The 22,768-nt window shown below is 72.5% G+C and carries 15 protein-coding genes; 13 read left to right on the forward strand and 2 right to left on the reverse strand.

What is annotated here, in order from left to right:
- The first annotated feature begins 51 nt into the window (after nucleotides 1-51).
- From ABD332_RS53820 to ABD332_RS53875, 12 genes are all read left to right on the forward strand, one after another.
- On the forward strand, nucleotides 52-498 hold the full coding sequence (locus ABD332_RS53820; RefSeq protein ID WP_344513836.1) for an anthrone oxygenase family protein: 447 nt from the start codon (nucleotides 52-54) through the stop codon (nucleotides 496-498).
- 155 nt (nucleotides 499-653) lie between these two features.
- Nucleotides 654-1,733, forward strand: a complete 1,080-nt coding sequence (locus tag ABD332_RS53825; RefSeq protein WP_344513838.1) for a hypothetical protein — start codon at nucleotides 654-656, stop codon at nucleotides 1,731-1,733.
- 535 nt (nucleotides 1,734-2,268) lie between these two features.
- Nucleotides 2,269-3,534 carry an ABC transporter substrate-binding protein gene (locus ABD332_RS53830; RefSeq protein ID WP_344513841.1) on the forward strand — a complete coding sequence of 422 codons (1,266 nt, stop codon included), beginning with the start codon at nucleotides 2,269-2,271 and terminating at the stop codon, nucleotides 3,532-3,534.
- An 18-nt stretch (nucleotides 3,535-3,552) separates the two neighbouring features.
- Nucleotides 3,553-4,533, forward strand: coding sequence for a carbohydrate ABC transporter permease (locus tag ABD332_RS53835; RefSeq protein ID WP_344513843.1), 981 nt, complete (start codon nucleotides 3,553-3,555; stop codon nucleotides 4,531-4,533).
- Nucleotides 4,534-4,559: 26 nt separating this feature from the next.
- Nucleotides 4,560-5,423: a carbohydrate ABC transporter permease gene (locus ABD332_RS53840; RefSeq protein WP_425552447.1), complete on the forward strand. Its 864-nt coding sequence runs from the start codon at nucleotides 4,560-4,562 to the stop codon at nucleotides 5,421-5,423.
- Complete coding sequence (locus ABD332_RS53845; protein WP_344513847.1) at nucleotides 5,420-9,418, forward strand: glycoside hydrolase family 38 N-terminal domain-containing protein; 3,999 nt, start codon at nucleotides 5,420-5,422, stop codon at nucleotides 9,416-9,418. The genes ABD332_RS53840 and ABD332_RS53845 overlap by 4 nt, the downstream gene beginning before the upstream one ends.
- 370 nt (nucleotides 9,419-9,788) lie before the next feature.
- The gene (locus ABD332_RS53850) at nucleotides 9,789-10,478 is read left to right on the forward strand and encodes a hypothetical protein (protein ID WP_344513849.1); all 690 of its coding nucleotides are present in this window, start codon (nucleotides 9,789-9,791) and stop codon (nucleotides 10,476-10,478) included.
- A 144-nt stretch (nucleotides 10,479-10,622) separates the two neighbouring features.
- On the forward strand, nucleotides 10,623-10,865 hold the full coding sequence (locus ABD332_RS53855; RefSeq protein WP_425552446.1) for a sensor histidine kinase: 243 nt from the start codon (nucleotides 10,623-10,625) through the stop codon (nucleotides 10,863-10,865).
- On the forward strand, nucleotides 10,862-11,557 hold the full coding sequence (locus ABD332_RS53860) for a response regulator (RefSeq protein WP_344513853.1): 696 nt from the start codon (nucleotides 10,862-10,864) through the stop codon (nucleotides 11,555-11,557). Before ABD332_RS53855 ends, ABD332_RS53860 begins: the two co-directional genes overlap by 4 nt.
- A 203-nt stretch (nucleotides 11,558-11,760) precedes the next feature.
- The gene (locus tag ABD332_RS53865; RefSeq protein ID WP_344513855.1) at nucleotides 11,761-13,164 is read left to right on the forward strand and encodes an MBL fold metallo-hydrolase; all 1,404 of its coding nucleotides are present in this window, start codon (nucleotides 11,761-11,763) and stop codon (nucleotides 13,162-13,164) included.
- A complete protein-coding gene (locus ABD332_RS53870) occupies nucleotides 13,164-13,742 on the forward strand; it encodes a rhodanese-like domain-containing protein (RefSeq protein WP_425552448.1) in 579 nt (192 codons plus the stop codon). The genes ABD332_RS53865 and ABD332_RS53870 overlap by 1 nt, the downstream gene beginning before the upstream one ends.
- A 106-nt stretch (nucleotides 13,743-13,848) precedes the next feature.
- Nucleotides 13,849-14,625 carry a sulfite exporter TauE/SafE family protein gene (locus ABD332_RS53875; protein WP_344513857.1) on the forward strand — a complete coding sequence of 259 codons (777 nt, stop codon included), beginning with the start codon at nucleotides 13,849-13,851 and terminating at the stop codon, nucleotides 14,623-14,625.
- 10 nt (nucleotides 14,626-14,635) lie between these two features.
- Here ABD332_RS53875 and ABD332_RS53880 read toward each other — a convergent pair whose 3' ends face one another.
- Entirely contained in the window at nucleotides 14,636-14,905 is a 270-nt protein-coding gene (locus ABD332_RS53880) for a metal-sensitive transcriptional regulator (protein WP_344513859.1), read from the reverse strand.
- A gap of 268 nt (nucleotides 14,906-15,173) precedes the next feature.
- Between ABD332_RS53880 and ABD332_RS53885 the strand changes: the two genes are divergently transcribed.
- Entirely contained in the window at nucleotides 15,174-20,507 is a 5,334-nt protein-coding gene (locus ABD332_RS53885; RefSeq protein ID WP_344513860.1) for an AAA family ATPase, read from the forward strand.
- A 30-nt stretch (nucleotides 20,508-20,537) separates the two neighbouring features.
- On the opposite strand, the gene ABD332_RS53890 is transcribed toward ABD332_RS53885, so the two are convergent.
- On the reverse strand, nucleotides 20,538-22,412 hold the full coding sequence (locus ABD332_RS53890; protein ID WP_344513861.1) for a sensor histidine kinase: 1,875 nt from the start codon (nucleotides 22,410-22,412) through the stop codon (nucleotides 20,538-20,540).
- Nucleotides 22,413-22,768: the final 356 nt, after the last annotated feature.

Here is a 22,768-nt window from a genome sequence, read left to right on the forward strand (position 1 = left end):
TTGCTAGCGTTGCTTCGTCAGCTAGCAGTGCTAGATTTCGGAGGGTCAGTCATGCTCAACGCACTTACGGTCGTCACCGTCGTCATCGTCGGGCTGATGGTGGGGGTGGAGTTCTCCGTCGCCTTCATCATGAGCCGGATTCTGGACGCACTTCCCGGGGACGCCGGCCAGCTCGGCCACGCCCACGGCGGCCGGATGCTCGGCGCCCTGATGCCGTTCTGGTACATCGGCTCGGTCCTGCTCAGTGCCGTCTGGGCCGCGGCCCGGTGGCAGGACCACGGCGCCGGACTCGTCGTCACCGCCGCCGGCCTTCTGATCGTCAGCGTGGTCATGTCGATCCTGCTGCTCGTCCCGATCAACAACCGGAACAAGACCTGGACCCCCGAGAACCGGCCCGCCGACTGGAAGCAGCAGCTGCAGCGGTGGAACCGCTACCACTACGTCCGCGTCGCCGTCATCATCGCCGCCTTCACCCTGCTGGTCGTCGCTCTCGCCTGATGCCGCCGCCCCCGGTCCCACGACTGCGATCCCGGCAACGCCCCTCGGTCAGGCCGCGATCCGCGCGGCCTGACCGGATCCCACCGTTTGACGGTCCGCGCGGCGCTGATCACCGCAGACGGCGTCCGCACCCTCGCGGGTTGTACCGTGCGCGGATGTCCCAGACATCGCGCACCCCGGTCGCCCTCGGGCTGACCGCGGTGGGGCTCGCCGTCCTCGGCCTGGCGGTCCTGCTCTACGGCACCTACGTCGGAGTCCGGGACACCCACGTGGTCCTGGCCCGGGACATCGGCGCCGACCTCCCCGCCGACGTGCTCGAGGACCTCCTCACCGCCGCCGTGTTCGAGGCCATGCTGCCGGCGACCCTGCTGGTGGTGGGATTGCTCGTGAGCGCGGGGCTGGTGCTGGCGGGCCGTGACGCCGGGCGCGCCGCGCTCGTGTGGCTGTGCGGCGTCGGGTCCGTCGTGACCCTGGTGCAGTACGCCAATCGCGGGCGCCTGTTGGCCATCTGGGACTTCGAAGTGCGAATCGGCCTACCGGCGTGGGCCGGTGTGCTCGGCGTGCTGGTGGCCATGATCGCGCTGGCCGGGGCGACGGTCAGCCTCGGCGTCCCGGCCGCCCGTCAGGCGTTCGTGGCCGACGGCGTCGACCAGGCCGGCATCGCGCAGGCGGGCCGGACCGGACCGCCGGCACCGTTGCGGGCGGCCGCGGCACGGTTCGCGGTGGGCGGCGTGCTCAGTCTTGCCGGGCCCGTCTACATCAACATCGACGACCTCGTGGACGGCGACCTGGCGGACCTCACCAGCGTTGCCGGTCTCATCTTCCTGGCCGGCACCGGCGCGATCGCTGTCGCGGCCGCCGGCGCGTGCTTCGCGGCGTGGGTCGCCGGGAGCGGCTGGCCGGGCGGGGCGCACATCGCCCGGATCGCCGGGGTACTGCTGCTGCTCCTGCAGGTGTTGTCCCTGTATTGGGCCACCCGCACCACCGCCACCGGCCTGCGCCTCGCCTTCATCGACAGCGACCTCAAGCTGACCGGCACCCTGATGCTCGTGACCGTCGTGGCCGGCATCGCGGCGACCCTCGGCGGGTTCGCCGGGCTGGCCGACCCGCGCAGCGAGCGGTTCCTGCGACCGGCCAGCCGCCCCTTGTATCAGAGTTCGCAGTCCTGGACGGCGGTCGATCCACGGCCCGCGGACGACCCGGCGCCGGCGGACGGCTACACCGTTCCTTCTTGACCTGCCGAGGGCGTGATCGTCCGGCTCGACGTCCACCTCGGCCGCCGTCTGCAACGCGGTCATGACACGGTGCCAGGTGTCATTCCGGGCCGGCCGGACGGCCGTTTGCGAACCTCCTGACGGCCGAGTAGCCGCACGCGGTCCAGTGTCCGGGCGGTTCCTTGACGGTGCTCGAACTTGAATGCGCAATAGTTGCGAAGCGGACAAAGCTAAAGTTTTCCTTAATTCGGTCTTTACACGCGTAAAGCGAGCGGGCTAGGGTTTCCGGCAGTTGGTGCCGCTCCCGCGAAGTTCGCTGCGGCCGGCGTCGACCGCCGCCGCGAGGCCGGGTGCACTGCGCTTTGACCGCATTGCACGAAGCCGTCGTCCTGCTAGCGCCTCCGCCGCGGCCTCGCGCCCGTGCCCGGGTCGACCGGGCCGGCGACGGCCCTCGGCCGATCCCGGATTCGATGACGCACTCGTCGTGTGGCGCTACCGCGCGCTGCGTTCCTCGCATCCGATCCTGCCAGCAGTCCGAACACCTGAAGGAGATCCGATGCGTACCCGCAGGCCCGCAGCGTTGACCGCGCTGATGCTGGGCTGCTTGGCGCTCGTCGCCTCGGTCGGCGCGTGTGGTGCCGTCAAGCCGGGCCAGACGCAGCTCGTGGTCGAGATCTTCGGCGACATGGGCTACCGCGACCTGTACACCAAGTACGAGCAGAGCCATCCCGGCGTCAAGATCGTCGAGCACGTGGTCTCGTACGACGACCACCACAAGAACCTGCAGGCGCACCTGCTGGGCGGATCGGGAACCGGCGACATCGAGGCCATCGACGGCGGCTACATCTCGCAGTTCAAGGTCATGTCCGACAAGTTCGTCGACTTCCGCGACTACGGCGCCGACCCGGGCCAGTGGCTGGCGTGGAAGGCGCAGCAGGCGACCGGCCCCGACGGCAGCCTGATGGGGCTGGGAGCGGACGTCGGCGGCCTGGCGATGTGCTACCGCCGGGACCTGTTCGCGCAGGCCGGCCTGCCGACCGACCGCGACGAGGTGGCCGCGCTGTGGCCGGACTGGCAGTCGTACATCGCGACCGGCAAACGGTTCAAGGCCAACGCGCCCGACGGCGTCGCCTGGTTCGACTCCGGTTCCAACGTCTTCAACGCCATCATCAACCAGGCGCCGGTCGGCTACACCAACGCCGACAACGAGGTGGTGGTGGCGGACAACCCGGCCGTCAAGAAGGCGTTCGACCTCGCGGTCGAGGCCGTGCAGGCGGGCCAGTCGGCGAAGCTGGCGACGTTCAGCCAGCAGTGGAACGCCGGGTTCCAGCGGGGGTCGTTCGCCACCGTGGCCTGCCCGGCGTGGATGACCGACACCATCAAGCAGAACGCGCCGCAGACCAGCGGCAAGTGGGACATCGCCAAGGTCCCCGGCGGCAGCGGCAACTGGGGTGGGTCGTTCCTGACCGTGCCCAAGCAGAGCAAGCACCGCAAGGAGGCCGCCGAGCTCGCCAGGTTCCTGACCGCACCCGAGCAGGCGAGCTGGATCTTCCGCACCCAGGGCCACCTGCCCAGCCAGGCGGCGCTGTACGACGACCCCGCGGTGCTCGGCAACAGCAACGCGTTCTTCAACGACGCGCCCACCGGCCGGATCTTCACCGAGTCGGCGAGCACCCTGCGGCCGCAGTACCAGGGCCCCAAGGACGGCGACATCGGCCCGCTGATCGGCCTCGGGATCAACCGGGTCGACAAGGGCAAGCAGCGACCCGAACAGTCGTGGCGCCAGGTCCTCAAGGACGTCGCGAATGCCACCGAGCCGTAGAAAGGAACGACGAGCCTGATGGCAGTGATCGCACCCCCACCGGTGCTGCCCGAGCGACCGGAGGCCGCGCCGCCGGAGAAGGTCGAGCGGTGGCCGAGCCTGCGCCGCAAGTTCGACGTGAGTGGCACCCCGTACCTCTATATCGCACCGTTCTTCGTGGTGTTCGCGGCGTTCGGGCTGTTCCCGTTGCTCTACACGGGCTGGATGGCCGTCACCCAGTGGAACCGGGACATCCCCGGCAGTGACGACACGTTCGTCGGGCTGGGCAACTTCGTGCGGCTCATCCACGACGACTTCTTCTGGAACGCGCTGCGCAACACCGCCGTGATCGGCCTGCTGGGCACCGTGCCGCAGCTGCTGCTCGCGATGTGGATCGCCCACCTGCTGCAACGCAAGATGCGAGGCCGCACCCTGCTGCGGATGGGCGTGCTGCTGCCCAACATCACCTCGGTGGCCGCTGTCGGCGTGATCTTCGCCCAGCTGTTCGGGCGGGACGTCGGCCTGATCAACTGGGTGCTCAGCCTGGTCGGCCTGGGCAAGGTCGACTGGCAGGCGGGCACCTGGCAGTCGTGGGTGGCGCTGGCAGTCATCCTGACCTGGCGCTGGACCGGCTACAACGCCCTGATCTACCTCGCCGCGTTGCAGGCCGTGTCGGACGACCTCTACGAGGCGGCTGACCTCGACGGCGCCGGCCAGTTCCGGAAGTTCCGGACCATCACCGTCCCGGCGCTGCGCCCGACCATCATCTTCAGCGTGATCATGTCGACCATCGGCACGATCCAGCTGTTCACCGAACCACTGATGTTCAACCCGGGCATGAGCCCGACCGGCGGCGACTCCCGCCAGTTCCAGACCCTCGCCATGTACGTGTACGAGCAGTTCTGGACCCATGGCAAGTACTCCTACGCCGCCACGGTCTCCTGGGCCATGTTCATGATCATCGTGCTGGCGGTCGGCGTGAACTACCTGCTGTCCCGACGTATTCGGAGCTCCTCATGACGACCCTGATCCCGGTTTCCCGTGCCATGACCGGCGGCCGCCGGGTCCGCGGGCGGACCGCGGCGCCGGCCCAGCGCCGCGCCGGAAAGAGGACCTACCTGCTGCTGGGGCTCATCGCCGCGGTGTCGGCGTTCCCCCTGTACTGGTCGGTGGTCGCGGCATCCAACGACAACTCCGTGGCGGGGAGCTGGCCACCCCGGCTGCTGCCCGGCAGCCACCTGTGGGAGAACCTGCAGCGGGCGTACACCCAGGCGAACTTCAGCCTCGCACTGCTCAACTCGATCATCGTTGCGACCGTGGTCACGGTCAGCGTCGTGCTCACCAGCACGCTGGCCGGTTTCGCGTTCGCGAAGCTCAAGTTCCGCGGCCGCAACGCCCTGCTCGGGTTCCTGCTCGTGACGATGATGGTGCCGGTCCAGCTGGGCATCATCCCGCTGTACATCATGATGTCGCAGTGGCTGGGCTGGACCGGGCACCTGCAGGCGGTCATCGTCCCGGCGGCCACCTCCGCGTTCGGCGTCTTCCTGATGCGCCAGTACCTCTCCGACGCGCTGCCCGACGCGCTGCTGGAGGCCGGCCGGATGGACGGATGCTCGACGCACCGGCTGTACTGGCACGTCGTGCTGCCGGCGGCGCGGCCCGTCGCCGCGGTGCTCGCGCTGTTCACCTTCATGAACGCCTGGAACGACTTCTTCTGGCCGCTGCTGGCGCTGGGCCAGAGCAACCCGACCGCCCAGGTCGCACTGTCCACACTGGCCGGTGGCTACTACATGGACTACTCGCTCGTGCTCGCCGGGACCCTGATCAGCACGGCGCCCGTGCTGCTGGTGTTCCTCTTCCTCGGCAAGCAGATCATCGGCGGGATCATGCAGGGGGCGGTGAAGGCGTGACCTGGACGGTCTGGCTCATCCCGCACTTCCACTACGACCCGGTGTGGTGGAACACCCAGTCCGCGTACACCCAGACGTGGGACGAACCGCAGGATCAACAGGCTGCCGACGAGGGCCAGGCGCGCTACGCCTGGCCCGGGCACAGCGCGTTCAGCCTCGTCAAGGCGCACCTGGCGAAGGTCCAGGAGGATCCGCGGTACAGCGTGATCCTTGCCGAGGTCGACTACCTCAAGCCGTATTGGGACACCTTTCCCGAGGACCGGGAGCTCATCCGGCGACTGATCGCCGACGGCCGCCTGGAGCTGGTCGGCGGCACCTACAACGAACCCAACACCAACCTCACCGGCATCGAGACGACGATCCGCAACGCCGTGCACGGCACCGGGTTCCAGCGGCACGTCGTCGGGGGCGTCCCGGCCACCGCGTGGCAGCTGGACGTCTTCGGCCACGATCCGCAGTTCGCGCAGGTGATGGCCGGCGCGGGGCTGACCTCGATCGCGTTCGCCCGCGGCCCCTACCACCAGTGGGGGCCGATGCTGACCAGCTGGAACATCCGCGAGCACCGCAAGCCGTTCGCGCCGGTCCAGTTCCCCACCGAGTTCGAGTGGGTGTCGCCCGGCGGGGACGGCCTGCTCACCCACTACATGGCCGGCCACTACTCGGCCGGCTTCAGCCTCGACGCCGCCCAGGACCCGCAGACCGCGGCGGGGGAGCTGCACGAGCTGTTCACCCAGCTGAGCCCGGCCGCCGCGACCCGCAACGTCATGATCCCGCTCGGCAGCGACTTCAGCCCTCCCATGCGCTGGGTCACCGACCTGCACGCCGCCTGGGAGCAGCGGTTTCCGCAGGTGCGGCTGCGGTACGGCCTGCCACGCGACTTCTTCGCCGCCGTGCGGGACGAGCTCGCCGCGCGCGGCGTGCACGCCACGCCGCAGACCCGCGACATGAACCCGATCTACACCGGCAAGGACGTCACCGCGATCGACACCAAGCAGGCCCACCGCCTGGTGGAGACGCTCCTGCTGGATGCCGAGAAGTGGGCCACGTTCGCCGCGCTGCACGGCGCCGCCTACCCCGCCGCGGCCGTCGACAAGGCGTGGCGGCTGCTGCTGTTCGGCGCGCACCACGACGCGGTCACCGGCACCCAGTCCGACCAGGTCTACCTCGACCTGGTCGCCGGCTGGCGCGAGGCGCACGACCTGGCCGCCGGCGTGGACCGGTCGGCCCGCCGGCACCTGGCCCGGCACGTCGACACCCGCGGGGAGGGCACGGCCGTCGTCGTGTTCAACCCCCTCGCGCACCCCCGGACGGACACCGTCGGCCTGGAGATCGACCTCGACCCGGCGGCGGGCGTCACGCTCACCGACGACGGCGGGGTCCCGGTCCCGTACCTCACCGAGGCCCTCACGCCCGCCGCCGACGGCCGGCCGGGCCGGGCGCTGCTGCGGTGGGTCGCACGCGACGTGCCGTCGATGGGCTACCGCACCTACCGACTGCTGCCCAGCACCACGGAGCCGTCGGCGTCCACGTGGCGCGCCGTCTCGCAACTCGCCGAGGCGACCGGCATCGCCAACGACCGCTACCGGGTCCGGGCGGATCCCGCGCGGGGCGGCGCCCTGACCGAGATCACCGACCTCGCCGCCGGTCGGGACCTCCTCCCGCCGGGCCGGGTCGGCAACGAGCTGGTCTGCGTCGCCGAGCACCGCGACCACCCCGAGTTCGGCGAGGGCCCGTGGCACCTGCTCCCACACGCCGTCGCCTGGCGCAGCACGGACACCGCGGCGACCGTCACCGTCGAACGCTGCCCGATCGGCGAGCGCGTCACGGCCACCGCGGAGGTCGACGGATGCCGCTACACGCAGCAGACGACCCTGTGGCACGGCATCGACCGCATCGACTTCGCCACGAACATCGACGGGTTCGCCGCCACCGACCGGCTCCTGCGGGTGCGCGTACCTTGCGACGTCCCCGGCGGCATGCCCGTCAGCGAGACCGCCGCCGCCGTCATCGGCCGCGGCTACGCCCTGCTCGACGCCGACGCGGCGGAGCACCCCCGGACCCTGGACAACACCGCGCACCAGTGGTTCGGCCTCGGCGCGGCGTTGACTGTACGTCTGCACGCTCCAGAGGAACGCTCCGAGCGTTCGCGTGCGGTGTCCATCGCCGAGCTCGTCGTCCCCGACGGCGACGAGGGCCTGCCGTCGACCCGGCGGCTCGCCGTCGCGCTGGCCCGGGCGGGGGTCACCGCCACCGTGACGGGAGCGACGGGAAACCGGTACGGCGCGCTGGACACCGACTCCAACCTCCCCGACTGCCGCGTGGCGGTCGGCACCCCGCAGCGCAACGGGTTCGTCGCCGAGCTTCTCGACCGGGCACCGGCGCCGTACGCCGCCGAACTGGCCGCCCAGCTCGCGGCTACCGGCACGGCCCGCCTCTGGATCCCGGCCGAGCGGCCGCTCGGTGAGGTCTGGCGGCCCGGCGCCGACGTGCGCGCGATCCGGGACCTGCCCGTCCTGCTGGTCGCCGGCACCGACGCGGACGCCGAACGGAAGGCCCTCGCCGGGCTCCTCGACGACCTCGGCGACGCGAACGTGCACGTGACGCAGCCGTCCGAGCTGCACCACGGCGAGACGGCCGTCGAGGACTACGCCGTCGCGCTGCTCAACCGCGGCACCCCCGGCTTCGCGGTCGAGCCCGACGGCACGCTGAACATGTCGCTGACCCGCGCGAGCACCGGCTGGCCCACCGGAACCGCGATCAACTTCCCGGACCTCAACGCGCCGGGCGGGCGCAGCTTCCAGCACCTCACCAGCAGGCGCTTCGAGTACCACCTGGTGAGCGGCGCCGGCGGATGGCGTGCCGCAGGGTTCGTCGCCGCCGGCGAGTCCGTCAACCATCCGCTCGCCGCGACCGCCGCACCGGACGGCGACGGGGCGCTGCCGGCCACCGGATCCCTGTTGAGCGTCGAGCCCGCCGGGGACTTCGTCGTCACCGCGGTCAAACCGCGGGGCGAGCCGCTCGCCACCGGCTCCGCGGTGCCCGCCGACCCGTGCGGCAGCCTGATCGTCCATGGCTACGAGCCGCACGGCCGGTCCGGCAGCGTCGCGATCCGCCTCGCCGCCGGTATCGCCGCGGCCGCGACCGCCGACCTGCTCGACCGCTCCGGCGCGCCCGTCGAGCACGACGGCCGGCAGCTGCGGCTGGACGTCGAGGGGTACCGGATCACGTCGCTGGCCCTGTCACCGGCTCGCGCCGAACGGGGCGGGACGCCGCTCGCGGCGGCCACCGAACCGGTGCAGCCCGTGTTCACCCGCTACTGGCTGCACAACTGCGGCCCCGCCCCCATGGGGAACCTGCCGGTCACGCTCACCCTCCGGCCGGACGACCGGCCAGGGGACGGCGTCCGGCTGTGCGCGCAGATCGTCTGCGACGACACCGACGCCGGCTACGACGGGGACCTGCTCGTCGAGGCGCCGGAGGGGTGGACCGCCACCCCCCGGTCGAGGTCCGTGACCGTCGCCGCGGATGGCCACGTCAGCGTGCCGGTCACCGTCACGGCTCCCGACGACGCCGAGCCCGGCTGGTATGCGGTCGCGGCGAGCATCACCCACCAGGGCCAGCAGCTCCAGGACACCCTCGTCGTGCCCGTCGGCCGGCCCGCGCCGGGACCGTTGCTGCACGCGAGCGCCGACGTCACGGAGCTCACCCTGGCCCCCGGGGCACGCGGTCACGTCCGCGTGCGGGTGAGCCACGACCTGCGTACGCCGCTGCGGGGGCACGCCCAGCTCATCACCCCGCACTACATCTGGCCGCTGACGGGCGAGCCGATCCAGGGCCTCACCGTCGCGCCCGGGTCCACGCTGAGCGTCGAGTTCCCGGTCACCGTCCCGGTCGGGACGCCACCCGGGGAGTTCTGGGCCCAGCCCAAGCTCAGCGCCTACGGCCGGATCGCCTACAGCGAACCCGTCCGCATCGTCGTCCGCGCCGCCCCCTGATCCGGGCGGTCAGCGGTCGGCGCCACCGGGGGAAGCCACGACGGCGGTGGAGGCGCGGGGGACGAGGCGGCAGGAGGTGCTGCACGGCGCGGCGGGCACCGTCGGCCTCGTCGGGCACGACGGAGCAGCCGTCGGGGTTCGACGAGCTGACATAGCCGCGGCTTGAGGCGGGTCACCGACCGGGTGGTGGGGCAGGCAGGCCCTGCCCCACCACCCAACGCCGAGCCTCTTGATGGCTGCTGTTCGGGGGAGTGCGGGCACCCACGCCGGCCGGCTACTCCCAGCGGAGTACGCCGGCGCAGTAGCCGCTTCCCCGACTGTCTCCAGCGGGCGGACGATCGCGGTGGCCGGTTGCGACAGTCTCGTGGGCATGTCCATCGCATGCACTTCCTCGTCCGGCATGACTGCCGGTGCCACCGGCCGCCGGGCGCTGCGTACGGCGGCCCTCGGGGCATTCGGCTTCGACCTGTTCTACGTGGTCCATCGGCTGCTGCAAGGGCTCGGTCCGGACGGGGACACCCCCGCTGCTGTCGCCGCGTTCAACGTGGCGCACCGGTCGGCGCTGGTGGCCAGCGAGGTCACCGTCGGCGCGGCGTTGCTGGCGGCGATCGTGTTCGTCGCGGCCCTGGCCCCGGTCATCCGTAGGGCCGGTCAGGACACGCTTGCCACCGCGATCGCGATCGTCGGCACGGTGTTCGTCGCGCTCGGGTTCGTGTCCCAGGCCGCCGAATCCGCGCTCGTCGGAGCGTCCGACGCGGGCGACCTGTCGGCGGTGCTGGCACTGAACCAGCTGCAAGGGCGCACGCCGGTCGTGTGGAGCATCACCGCGCTCACCGCCGTGGTCTCCCTCAGCGCGCTTTGCACCGGACTGCTGCCGAGGTGGCTCGGCGCCGGCGCTATCCGACGGTCGCGCTGTACGTGGTCGCGGCGGTGTTGTTGCTGTTTTACGCCCTCAACTATCCGGGCTTCCCGCCGGGGCTGGTGCTCGCGGTGCCCCTGTGCGACGCGACCCGCGCCGGGCGGTTGTGGTGGGCGGTGCCGGTGCCGGTGTTCTTCCTGAGCGCCGGTGCCATCGCGCTGATCGCGCACCGGAGGATGCCGGCGCTGGACGTGCTTTCCGCGTTCCTGCCGCAGGCCGCGACGATCGCGGTGGCGATCCTGCTCGGCGCGCTGATGCGCAGCCGGGCAGCGGGCCGGCGCCGAGGTGCTGCTGCGGGCGACGCCCGAGTCGGTGACCGTCGAGGTGCGCGACGACGGGCCGGGCCACGACGCCGGTGACGCACCGCTGGACGCGACGGGCGGTGGGCGCGGCCTGCAGGGCATGCGGGAACGCGTCGAGACGCTGGGTGGACGGCTGACGGCCGGGCCTCGGCCGGGCGGCGGCTTCCAGGTTCGGGCGATACTGCCTCGGGATGCGCCGCAGGCGCCGGAAGGTGGGGTGTCGTGATCCGGGTGCTGCTCGTCGACGACCAGACCCTGGTGCGGGCCGGCTTCCGGGCACTGCTGGAGGGTGTGCCCGACATCGAGGTCGTGGGCGAGGCCGGCAACGGAGGCACGGCGGTAGCGCTCGCCCGGCAGCTGCGCCCGGACGTCGTGCTGATGGACATCCGGATGCCCGATGTGGACGGTGTCACCGCCACGCGACTGATCACCGGCGACGCCCAGCTGTCCGGGGTCCGGGTTCTGGTGCTGACCACGTTCGCCGAGGAGGACGACGTGTTCGCCGCCCTGCGCTCCGGCGCCAGCGGCTTCCTGGTCAAGGACACCGACCCGGACGAACTGGTGCAGGCGGTGCGCGTGGTGGCCCGCGGCGACGCGCTGCTGTCGCCGAGCGTCACTCGGGCGGTGATCCGCCGCTCGGTCCAGTCCGGGCAGCCCGCGGTCAGGCGGAGGCCCGAGCCGCCGGAGCTGGCCCTGCTCACCGCCCGGGAGCGGGAGGTGGTGCAACTCGTCGCGGCCGGACTGAGCAACGACGACATCGCGGTCCGCCTGGTGGTCAGCCCGCTCACCGCGAAGACCCATGTGGCGCGCGCGATGGCGAAGGTCGGTGCGCGGGACCGGGCGCAGTTGGTGGTCTTCGCCTACCAGAACGGCCTGGTCACCCCCGACGGGTACGACGCCGGGAGCGCGAGCCGGTAGCAGGCCGCTCCGGACCGTGTTTCGCCGCCTCCAGCGCTGGCACTACCGCGCCCAGGTGCGGGGATGCCGCCGAGGGTGACGATCTCCACACGCTGCTTGATACCCCCAGGGGTATATTGGAGCCGAGGCGGGCGTGCGTTCCGCGCATACCCCCGGGGGTATCGTTGAGGAGTTCCGGTGACCGACGAAAGGTGACAAACGCGATGACGATCGACGTCGAGGTCGTGGCGACCTCGTCCCTGGGTGACCGCAGCTACCTGGCCCACGACGGCCAGGTCGCGGTGGTGGTCGACCCGCAGCGCGACATCGACCGCGTCCTGGCGCTGGCCGGCCGGCTCGGCGTGCGCATCACGCACGTCGTGGAGACCCATCTGCACAACGACTACGTCTCCGGCGGGCTGGCTCTGGCGAAGGTGACCGGCGCGGCGTACCTGGTGGCGGCGGCCGACGCGGTGGCCTTCCACCGGGTGGCGGTCACCGACGGCGACGAGATCACCGTGTCCGGGCAGTTGCGGCTGGCCGTGGTGGCAACGCCGGGACACACGTTCCACCACCTGTCGTACGTGCTGCACGGCCCGACCGGACCCGTCGGGGTGTTCACCGGCGGATCGTTGCTGTTCGGTACCACCGGCCGGACCGACCTGCTCGGCAAGGAGCACGCCCACACCCTGGCCCGGCATCAGCACGCCTCCGCCCGCCGGCTGGCCGACCTGCTGCCCGACGGTGCGCAGGTGTGGCCCACGCACGGGTTCGGCAGCTTCTGCTCGGCCACCCAGTCCGACGCGTCGGAGTCCACCATCGGCAGGGAGCGGTCCGCCAACCCGGTGCTGCGGCTGGAGGCCGACGACTTCGTCACCACGACCCTTGCCGGGCTGGACGCCTACCCCGCGTACTACGCCCACATGGGCGCCCGCAACGCCGACGGCGCCGACGCGATCGATCTGACCCCCGTCCGGCCCGCGAGCGCCGACGAGCTGCGTGCCCGGATCGCCGCGGGGGAGTGGGTGGTGGACCTGCGCTCGCGCAAGGCGTTCGCCCGCCAGCACCTGACCGGCACGCTGAGTTTCGGCCTGGACGGGCCGATGTCCACCTGGCTGGGCTGGCTGGCCCCGTGGGGCGCCCCGATCACCCTGCTCGGGGAGTCACCGGAGCAGGTCGCCGCCGCACAACGGGAACTGGCCCGGATCGGCATCGACCGCCCCGCCGCCGCGGCCACCGGCACCCCGCGGCAGCTGGCCGGCGGCGACGCCTCGCGGCTGGGCGAGCTGACCACCGCTACCTTCGCCGACCTGGCCGCCGCCCGCGACGGCCGTCCCCCGCACGGACTGCCCGCTCCCGACGTCGTGCTCGACGTGCGTATGAGCAACGAGTGGCGCGCCGGCCACATCGACGGCGCGGCGCACATCCCGCTGCCCGACCTGCCGCACCGCCTCGACGCCGTGCCTGACGGGGTGATCTGGGTGCACTGCGGCTCCGGCTACCGGGCGGCGGCAGCGACCAGCCTGCTGGTCCGCGCCGGCCGCCGCGTCGTGCACATCGACGACGCCTACGCGCAGGCCGCTGCGGCAGGCCTGCCCACCGTCACCACCGACAAGGAAGACATCTGATCGTGGCCAGCACCTCCACCCTGCCCGTCGACGACCTGCGCCACCTCGTGGAATCCGGCGGCACGCCCCGCCTCATCGACGTGCGCACCCCGGGCGAGTTCGAGACCGCCCACATCCCCGGCTCCTACAACGTCCCCCTCGACCTGCTCCGCGAGCACCGCGACGAACTGCTCGCCCACCTCGACGAACAGGTCGTGCTGGTCTGCCGTTCCGGACAGCGGGCCGGCCAGGCCGAACAGGCCCTCGCCGCGGCCGGGCTGCCCAACCTGCGTGTGCTCGACGGCGGCATGACCGCCTGGCAGGCCGCCGGCGGGCCGGTTCGCCGCGGCCGGGCCCGATGGGACCTCGAACGCCAGGTCCGGCTGGTCGCCGGCTCGATCGTGCTCGTCGCGGTCCTGCTCAGCGTGGTGGCGGCGCCGGCGAAGTGGATCGCCGGTCTCGTCGGCGCCGGGCTGACCGTCGCCGCGCTGTCGGGCACCTGCGTGATGGGGATGCTGCTGGCCAAGCTGCCCTACAACCGAGGCCCTCGCACCGACCTGGACAGCGTCATCAGGTCGTTGGCCGCCGACCGGCCGTGACCGCCACGAGAGCGGCCACCGCCGCGGCCGGCCGTACCGGCGAGAGCGGCAGGCACACCCCGCGAGGCGCCGCCGGCGACCTGCCGATCCCGCAGAGGAGCTCACGATGATCGCGGCACTCGGCCTGGGCGCCGTGATCGGCATCCTGCTCGGCCTGCTCGGCGGCGGCGGCTCGATCCTGGCCGTGCCGGCCCTCGTCTACGGCGTCGGACTGCCGCTGCGCGCGGCGGTGCCGACCTCCCTGCTCGTGGTCGGGCTCTCCTCGGCCGCCGCCGTGCTGCCCCGGCTGCGTGCCGGACAGGTGCGCCGGCGCATCGCCGCCGTGTTCGGCGCCGCCGGCGCGGTGTCGGCGTTCGCAGGCGCCGCGGTCAACCGGCTGCTCGACCCTCGGATCGTGCTGATCGGGTTCGCGGTCATGATGGTCGCCGCCGGGATACGGATGCTGCGCCGGCAGGGCGGCGAGGGCGGGGACTGCGCCCTGCCCAGCGGCGGGGTGAACTGGCGCGGCTGCCTGCCCAAGTCCGTCGGTGCCGGCGTCGCCGTCGGGTTCCTCACCGGCCTGTTCGGCGTCGGCGGCGGGTTCCTCATCATCCCCGCCCTCGTCCTGCTGCTCGGCCTGCCGATGACCGCAGCGGTCGGCACGTCCCTGGTCATCATCGTGATCAACTCGGTGGCCGGGTTCGTCGCGCACGCCGGCGACACCGCCATCGACTACAGGATCGCGGCTGGTTTCACCGCCGCGGCGATCGTCGGCTCGCTGGTCGCCGCCCGCGTCGCCACCCGGCTGCCCGCCGACCGGCTGCGCCGCTGGTTCGCCTACCTCGTCTTCGTCATCGCGGCGTTCGTGGTGACCCAGACCCTGCTCCACCCGGCCGCCGGCTGAGGTCGCGTCGTCAGGCCAGGGACAGGAACAGCTTCTCCAGCTGGGCGACGTCGATCGCCGGCTCCCGGTCGTCCGCCTCCGCGGTGACACACTGCCGCAGCCCCGTGGCGATGATCTTGAAGCCGGCCCGGTCGAGCGCCCGGGACACGGCCGCGAGCTGGGTGACCACCTCCGCGCAGTCCCGGCCGTCCTCGATCATCGCGATCACGCCGCGGATCTGGCCCTCGGCGCGCCGCAGCCGCTTGATGACGTCGCCGAGGGCGTCCTGGTCGATCTGCATGCCCGCTCCTCACCACGCTTTGCCGTTCAGGATACCCCCTGGGGTACACCGTGCGGCGTGTCGGCGATCACCGCAGATCACGTCGCGGCCCAGGCCGCTGATGTGCATGGGTGTGGGCGTCCCCTCGCCCGGAAAGTGGGCATCAGTACGGTAGAGGTGGGGATCAGACCGTCCGCGGAGGTGTCGGATGGGGGCAGGCGAAGTGCTGCCGGGCGGGGTTCCACCTGACCGCGTACTCCACGAGAGTGAGCGCACGCGGATCAGTCGGGTGTCGGTTGGTGGGCGCGTCGTCATCCGCAAGGAGCCGCTGGGGCCGGGTGCGGCGCGGCGGGTGCAGCACGAGGTGGCGACCCTCGAGCGCCTGCGCGGTGTTCGGGGCGTCGTCCAGGTCGCGGATACGCCATGGTGTCCGGGGGCGGTCAGCATGGCCGACGTCGGCGGCACGAGTCTGAGTGCGTTGGCGAAGCCCATGGCGGTCGCGGAGCTGATCGCGCTGGCGACGGGGCTGGCCCGCGCGGTGGCGGGGATGCACCGCCGGGGTGTGCTGCACCGCGACATCACGCCGGCGAACGTCCTGGTCTGCCGGGACGGCGCGCCGTGCCTGGTCGACTTCGCCCTGGCGTCGTCGCTGGCGCAGATCCGCCCGGAGTTCACCCACCACAGCGAGATCGTGGGGACGCTGGCGTACCTGGCGCCGGAGCAGACCGGGCGCACCGGCTGGCCGGTGGATCAGCGGGCCGACCTCTACGCGTTGGGTGCGACGCTGTACGAGCTGGCGACGGGTGAGCCGCCGTTCGGCTCCGGCGACCCGCTGCGGCTGACACACGATCACCTCGCACGGGTGCCGGTGCCGCCGGCTCAGGTGAACCCGGCCCTGCCGGAGCCGCTGTCCGAGATCGTCATGCACCTGCTGGAGAAGGAGCCGGGCAACCGGTATCAGACGGCCGACGGCCTGGTGCACGACCTGGAGCGGCTGCGCGACGCCGGCCCGGCGGCGGCCGGGCTGCGGGTCGGCGAGCGTGATGTGCCGCTGCGGCTGATGCCGCCGTCGCGGCTGGTGGGACGCGACGCGGAGGTGGCGACGCTGGCCGCGGCGTTCGAGGAGGCGCTGGCCGGCCGGTGCCGTGGGGTGCTGGTCAGCGGCGCGCCGGGGGTTGGGAAGACGTCGCTCGTCGATGCACTGCGCCCGGTGGTGACCGGCGGCGACGGCTGGTTCGTGCGGGGCAAGTTCGACCAGTACCGGCGCGACCTGGAGTTCGACGCACTGCATCAGGCGTTTCGTGGGCTGGGTCAGCTGTTGCTGGCCGAGCCGGAGGAGGAACTGGCCGAGGTCCGCGAGCGGATTCTGCGCGCGGCGGGGTCGAATGCCGGCCAGCTGGCCGCGGTGGTGCCGGAGTTCGCGGCGCTGCTGGGGGTGGTGCCCGATCCGGGCGATCCGCTGACCGCGCAGACACGGGTGCAGCGAACGTCGGTGGAGGCGTTGCGGGCGATCGCCTCGCGCAAGCGGCCGATGGTGGTGTTCGCCGACGACCTGCAGTGGGCGGGGCGCACGCCGCTGGGCATGGTCGACCTCATGCTGAGCGAGGAGCCGGTCGAGGGCCTGTTGCTGGTGGCCGCCTACCGGGACGGTGAGGTGGACGCGGCCCATCCCCTGGCGGCGCCGCTGGCGCGGTGGCGGGACCAGGCGGGGGTGCGGCACCTGCGGCTGGTCGACCTGCCTGTCCCCGGCACGGTCGCCATCGTCGCGGACATGCTCCGCGTGCCGCGGGCCGAGGCGGCCGGCCTGGTGCGGCTGATCGACCCGTTTGTGTCCGGCAATCCGTACGAGACGGTGGAGCTGCTCAACTCGCTGCGGCGCGACGGTGCGCTGACCGCGACCGCTGCCGGGTGGCGGTGGGACCCGGCGGCCGTGCGGGCCCGGCTGGGCCGGTCGGAGGTCGCCGGGTTGCCGGCGGCGGGTGTCGCGGCGGTCCCCGGGCCGACGCGGCGGGTGGTGGAGGCGATGGCGTGCCTCGGCGGGCGGGGTGAGCTGAGCCTGTTGCAGGCCGCCACCGGCGTACCGGCGGGCGTGCTGGAACAGCGGCTGGCGCCGGCGCTCGCCGAGGGGCTTCTGGTGGTGGAGGCCGGTGCGCATCAGGGCGTGCGGTTTCGTCACGACCGGATCCGCGACGGGGTCCTGCGCGGGCTGGCGCCCGGGCGTCGGGCCGCGTTGCAGCTGGACATGGCGCGGCGGCTGGCGTGCGTGCCGGAGTTGTTCGCGGCGGCGGCCGAGCAGTACCTGCCGGTGATCGACGCCGTCGAGGATGCCGCGGAGCGCAGGCGGGTGGTGGGCCTGCTGCGGCGAGCCGCCGGCCAGGCGGCCTTGATCGGCGACTACATCCTGGTCAACGCGCTGCTGGCCGCCGCGGTGCCGCTCGTCGATCCCGGCGACGTCACCACGCTCGTCGAGGTCAGCACCACACGCCACCGCGCCCTGTACAGCGTGGGCCGCCTGGAGGAGGCGGACGAGGAGTACCGCACGATCGCGGGGCTGTGTCCCACGGCCCTGGGCCGGGTGGACGCGACGGTGGTGCAGGCGCGCAGCCTGATGCACCGCAACCGCAGCCGGGAGGCGATCACGCTGGGCCTGGAGTCGCTGCGTGAGCTCGGCCTCGCCGTCCCGGCCGCGGACCGGCTCGCCGAGGAGGTCGACCGCCAGATCACCCTGCTGTACCGGTGGCTGGAGCACACCGAAGACGCCGATGAGCTGGCCCGCCCAGACCTCACCGACCCGACGCTGCTCGCCGTGGCCCGGGTGATCAGCGCGATCCTGGGGGCGGTCTACTTCGCCGCCGACCAGGCCACGTTCGACTGGTTGAGTCTGGAGTCGCTGCGGATCTGGATCGAGCACGGCCCCGCCCGCCCGCTGCTCGGCCCGGCCAGCCACACCGCCTTCACCGCCATGGCGACCTTCAGCGACTACGCCGCCGGGTGGCGGGTGATGCGGCGGGTCCTGGCACTGGGTGAGGCGCGCGGCTACGAACCCGAGACCTCCCAGGTGCGCTTCCTGTCCTCCCTGGTGGGCTGCTGGTCCGAACCGGTCGAACGCACCGTCGAGGAGGCCCGGCAGGCCCGGGAGGGGCTGATCACCGGGGGCGAGCTGGCCAACGCCCTGCACACATACTTCGTGATCAGCGGGGCCCTGCTGGACTGCGCGCCGCTGGACACCTGCCTGGCCGAGGTGGACGCCGGGCTGGCCTTCGCGCAGCAGACCGGCGGCGCGCACATCCGCGAGACGCTCGACAGCTACCGGTGGCTGGCCGGCGTGCTGCGCGGCGACCGGTCCAGCAGGGCCGGCTGGGCGCTCCCGGCGGACAGGTATGCCGACAACCCGCTGGCCGAGCTCCACGCGCATGCGACCCGCGCGCTCGCCGCCGCCGTCTTCGGTGATCCGGCCGCCCTGACCCGGCACGCCACGGCGGCGACGCCGCTGCTGCCGGCATCCCCGGGCGTCTACATCGCGGCCCTGGTCCACCTGCTGCACGGGCTGGCGCTCGCCGGGCAGGTCCGCGCCGCCGCCGGGGCAGAGCGGGACGGCCCGCTGCGGGCACTGGATGAGGAGGTGCGCTGGATGGCCGCCCGTGCCAGGGACATGCAGGTCAACTTCCAGCACCTGCTGCGGCTGCTCGAGGCTGAGCGGGCCTGGGCGGTCGGTGACTTCCGCGCCGCCGTCCTCGCCTTCGACGCCGCGCTGCGCCACGTCATCGAGCGGCAGCGCCCATGGCACCGCGCCCTGATCTCCGAACGCGCGGCCCGGTTTCTCCTCGACCACGGCGTCGAACGCGCCGGCTACGGCCTGCTCGTCGAGGCCCGCCAGGACTACCTCGACTGGGGCGCCACCGCGAAGGTCACCCAACTGGACTGGGCCTACCCGAAACTGCGGCTCCAACCTGATCCGAGCGTCGGCCCGGCGGCCGACCTGTCCCGCCGCCGCGCCACCGTCACGACCGGAACGATCGACCTGCTCGGCATCCTGTCCGCCTCCCAGGCGCTCAGCTCCGAAACCAGTATCGACGGGCTCCACACCCGCCTGGTCAAGGTCCTCAGCGCGATAGGCGGCGCCACCGGTGTCAGTCTCCTCATGCGCAGCGACGACCAAGGCGAGTGGCTCCTGCCCGCGCCCGGGCGCGTCACCCCCGTCACCGGCACCGGCCACGAACAGCTCGCGCCACTGTCCGTCCTGCGATACGCCCAACGGATACCTGCCCCACTCGTCGTCGACGACGTCACCCGCGACGACCGCTTCTCCCGCGACCCGTACTTCACCGACGTCACCTGCTGCTCCCTGCTCGCCGTGCCGATCGTCGGCCGCGGCACGCTGCGCGCCGTGCTCCTGCTGGAGAACCGCCTCATCCGCGGCGCGTTCACCACTGAACGGCTCGACGCCGTCGAGCTCATCGCCGGTCAACTCGCCGTGTCCCTCGACAACGCCCACCTCTACGCCGAGTACCGCCGCATCGCCAACGAGCAGGCCGCCCTGCGACGCGTCGCCACCCTCGTCGCCCACGGCGTCGGCCCCGGCCCCGTCTTCACCGCGGTGGCCGAGGAGGTCGCGGCCCTCTTCGGCGCCGACAGCACGGCGATCGTCCGGTTCGAGCCGGACGGCGAGGCGACCGCCATGGGCGGCTTCCCGCACGAAGACCCATCACCGGCCGCACGTGCCAAACTCGACGCCGAGTCGGTGCTGGCATCGGTCCAGGCCAACGGCCGGGCGGCCCGCCGCGACGCGGGCCGGCTCAACTGGGCGGACCTTCCCATCCCGTGCCGCTGCGCGGTCGCCAGCCCGATCGCGGTCGAGGGCGCGCTCTGGGGCGCGATCGGCGTCGGATCCCGGCGCCATCGGCTGCCCCAGGACACCGAACGCCGCCTGGCCGACTTCACCGAGCTCGTGGCGACCGCGATCGCCAACGCCGAGAGCCGCACGGAACTCACCACGTCCCGCGCCCGCATCGTCGCCACCGCCGACCAGACGCGCCGGCGCATCGAACGCGACCTGCACGACGGCGCCCAGCAACGCCTCGTCGCGCTCGCCCTGCAGCTGCGCGCGACCCAGGCGACGCTCCCACCCAACCTCGACACGGTCGCCCAGCAACTCGAACAAGCCGTCACCACGGCCACGACCGTCGCCAACGAGCTCCGCGAGACCGCGCACGGCATCCATCCGTCGATCCTCACCGCCGGTGGGCTCCGTCCGGCGCTGCGGTCACTCGCCCGCCGCTCACCGATCCCCGTCGAGCTCAACCTCCAGACGGTGGGACGGCTCCCGGAACCCATCGAGGTCAGCGCCTACTACATCGTCGCCGAGTCACTCACCAACGCGGCGAAACACGCCCACGCATCGAGCATCGCCATCACCGTCACCACGGACCCCGCCCTGCGTGTCAGCGTCCAGGACGACGGCATCGGCGGCGCCGACTTCACCCACGGCACCGGCCTGCTCGGCCTCAAAGACCGCGCCGAGGCGCTCGGCGGCCGCATCACCCTGTACAGCCCGCGCGGCGCCGGCACCCGTCTCAGCGTCGAAATTCCCCTCACAGCCGCGGACTGCGACCCCGGTCAGTGACGCGCTGGTCGTGCCGGGGTGCCGGTCGCTTCAGGTGCCACCGAACGACCAGTCGGCCTCCGAATCCTGACGGTCGCGGCCGCCCATCGGCAGCCGCGCGTTGACGGTCGTGCCGCGGCTGGCGGGGCTGGTCAGCGTCAGCGTGCCGCCGAGTGCCTCGACGCGGTCGCGCACGTCGGCCAGGCCCGGACCCGGGTCGGGGCTGCCGGCACTGTCGTCGCGGATGGTCACGCTGAGGACCTCGCCCTGCATGGCCGCGTCCGTTGCCGAATCCTCGATGATGTCGAGCTCGACCTCGATCGCCGAGGTGCCGGCGTGCTCGGCCGAGTCGGCGAGCGCCTCGGAGACCACGTGGTAGGCGGCGACCTCGACGAAGTCGGGCAGGCGACGGTGCGGCCCGCCGCGGACCGTCACCGGGACCGGGCAGCGGCGAGCGAGCGCCTTGACCGCGGGGACGAGCCCGCCCTGGGAGAGCAGCGATGGGTGGATGCCGCGGACGATCCGCTGGAGGGCCTCGAAGGCGCCGTTCAGCCCCGCGGTGGTGTCGGACAGCCGGGACCGCAGCTCGCCGAGATCCTCTGGGACCAGTGCCTCGGAGATGCGCATCTCGAGCCCGAGCGAGATGAGCCGCTGCTGCACGTGGTCGTGGAGTTGGCGTTCGATGCCGCGGCGGGCCTCGTCCGCGGCGAAGACGAGCCGGACCCGTGACGCGGTGAGCTCCGTCCGGCTCTCGGTGTTGGCGATCGCGGTCGCGACGAGATCGGTGAACTGGGCGAGCTCGTGCTCGGTGCCGGATGGTGGTGGGCCCTGGCCCCAGTGGCCGATGAGGACACCCCAGACCTGGCCGTCGACGATGATCGGCGCGCCGACGGAGGCGCGGAAGCCCTCGGAACGGGTGATGTCGACGACCAGGCCGCTGCTGTCCTGGTAGGAGTCCAGGCGAGCCGGACGGGCGTCGCGCAGCACCAGGTCCGCGACCCCGCCGGAGCTGTCGAGCCGCTGGCCCAGCAGCACCTGGACCCCCGGCCTTCTGCTCCACTCGGCGACGACGCTCACCGTGCTGGAGCCTTCCCGGCGCAGCACCCGGACGGCGTCCGCGTTGAACAGCTCAGCCGCCTCGGCGGCGACCGCGGCGACCAGCTTGGCGGGAGCGACGCCGTGGGCCACGAGCTCCGCCACCCGCCGCAGCGCCGCCTGTTGCGTGAGCAGTGCCTGCAGCTCCGTCCGGCTCGCCTGCAGCGACCTGCCGGCCCGTAACACGGTCGCCAGCCCGGGCACCACACTGTCGCGCAGGCGCCCCATGACACGCTCCGGCAGATCCGCGGACACGACGAGCGCGCCCGGGTGCAGCGGCAGCTGCACCCGGCCCTCGTACGGCGGGACGGTGTCGAGCTCGATCGCCGCGTACGGCAGGCGCATGGCCTCCGCGATCCGGGCGGAGGCCGCCGGAAGGACCGCTCGGACGTCGTCGGCGCCGAGGATGAGCCGGGTCAGCTCGGCGACCGCGTCGCTCTCCCGGCGCCGCTTGATGGTCTCGATCGCCCCCGAGCGGGCCAGCTGCGCCACCGAGCTGGCGACCCCGGCCACCATGAGGTACACGGAGAGCCCGAGCCAGTCCCGCCAGTCCTCCGTCTCGAAATGCCAGAACGGCGGGGTGTAGAAGAAGTCGAACGCGAGCGTGCTGACGATCGACGTTGCCACGCCCAGCCACAAGCCCCACACGGTGGAGACGACGAGCACACCGGGCAGGTAGACGATGGCCACGGCCTCCACGGCGGCGAGGTGCCGGAGCGGGAAGACCAACAGCGTCTCCACGACGATGAACCCGACGCCGACCGCGATTCCTGCGGCGAGGGGCGGCGGACCCAGCCGTACCAGCCACGCCGCCAAGCGTGCCTGCATCATGGGTCCCCTTCTCCAACGGTCCCGTGGGTGGATCGGACGGAACCGGTCGAGCGGAGGCAACGATTCGATGGTAGGGCGGCCACGCACCGGACGCTCGGCCCCGTGGCGGTCCGGGCGCCGCGGGTCACCCCCCGAATCACCCCGTCCACCGGCGTGCGGTGCCGGTCGCTGGACCAGGTGGCGTGACCGTCTGGTCAACCATCCAGGGCCGCTGTACAGTCAGCTCGATTGTGCTTGCACCGGTTCGCCAACCCCCCCTCGGCGAATCAGCACGTGGCCATGCGGCGCAGCCCACGCCCCCCGGGTGCGCCGCACGGTCACCTCTTACCGATGTACGCCGCGGTAAAGCGGGTGCA

It is taken from the genome of Dactylosporangium maewongense (assembly GCF_039531485.1).
Lineage (GTDB): Bacteria > Actinomycetota > Actinomycetes > Mycobacteriales > Micromonosporaceae > Dactylosporangium > Dactylosporangium maewongense.

What these genes read in the sequence shown, in the direction of transcription:
- ABD332_RS53830 (WP_344513841.1), top strand. Translation starts at nt 2,269, where the DNA reads ATGCGTACCCGCAGGCCCGCAGCGTTGACCGCGCTGATGCTGGGCTGC.
- ABD332_RS53850 (WP_344513849.1), top strand. Translation starts at nt 9,789, where the DNA reads ATGTCCATCGCATGCACTTCCTCGTCCGGCATGACTGCCGGTGCCACC.
- ABD332_RS53890 (WP_344513861.1), bottom strand. Translation starts at nt 22,412, where the DNA reads ATGATGCAGGCACGCTTGGCGGCGTGGCTGGTACGGCTGGGTCCGCCG.
- ABD332_RS53835 (WP_344513843.1), top strand. Translation starts at nt 3,553, where the DNA reads ATGGCAGTGATCGCACCCCCACCGGTGCTGCCCGAGCGACCGGAGGCC.
- ABD332_RS53875 (WP_344513857.1), top strand. Translation starts at nt 13,849, where the DNA reads ATGATCGCGGCACTCGGCCTGGGCGCCGTGATCGGCATCCTGCTCGGC.
- ABD332_RS53820 (WP_344513836.1), top strand. Translation starts at nt 52, where the DNA reads ATGCTCAACGCACTTACGGTCGTCACCGTCGTCATCGTCGGGCTGATG.
- ABD332_RS53880 (WP_344513859.1), bottom strand. Translation starts at nt 14,905, where the DNA reads ATGCAGATCGACCAGGACGCCCTCGGCGACGTCATCAAGCGGCTGCGG.
- ABD332_RS53840 (WP_425552447.1), top strand. Translation starts at nt 4,560, where the DNA reads ATGACCGGCGGCCGCCGGGTCCGCGGGCGGACCGCGGCGCCGGCCCAG.
- ABD332_RS53865 (WP_344513855.1), top strand. Translation starts at nt 11,761, where the DNA reads ATGACGATCGACGTCGAGGTCGTGGCGACCTCGTCCCTGGGTGACCGC.
- ABD332_RS53825 (WP_344513838.1), top strand. Translation starts at nt 654, where the DNA reads ATGTCCCAGACATCGCGCACCCCGGTCGCCCTCGGGCTGACCGCGGTG.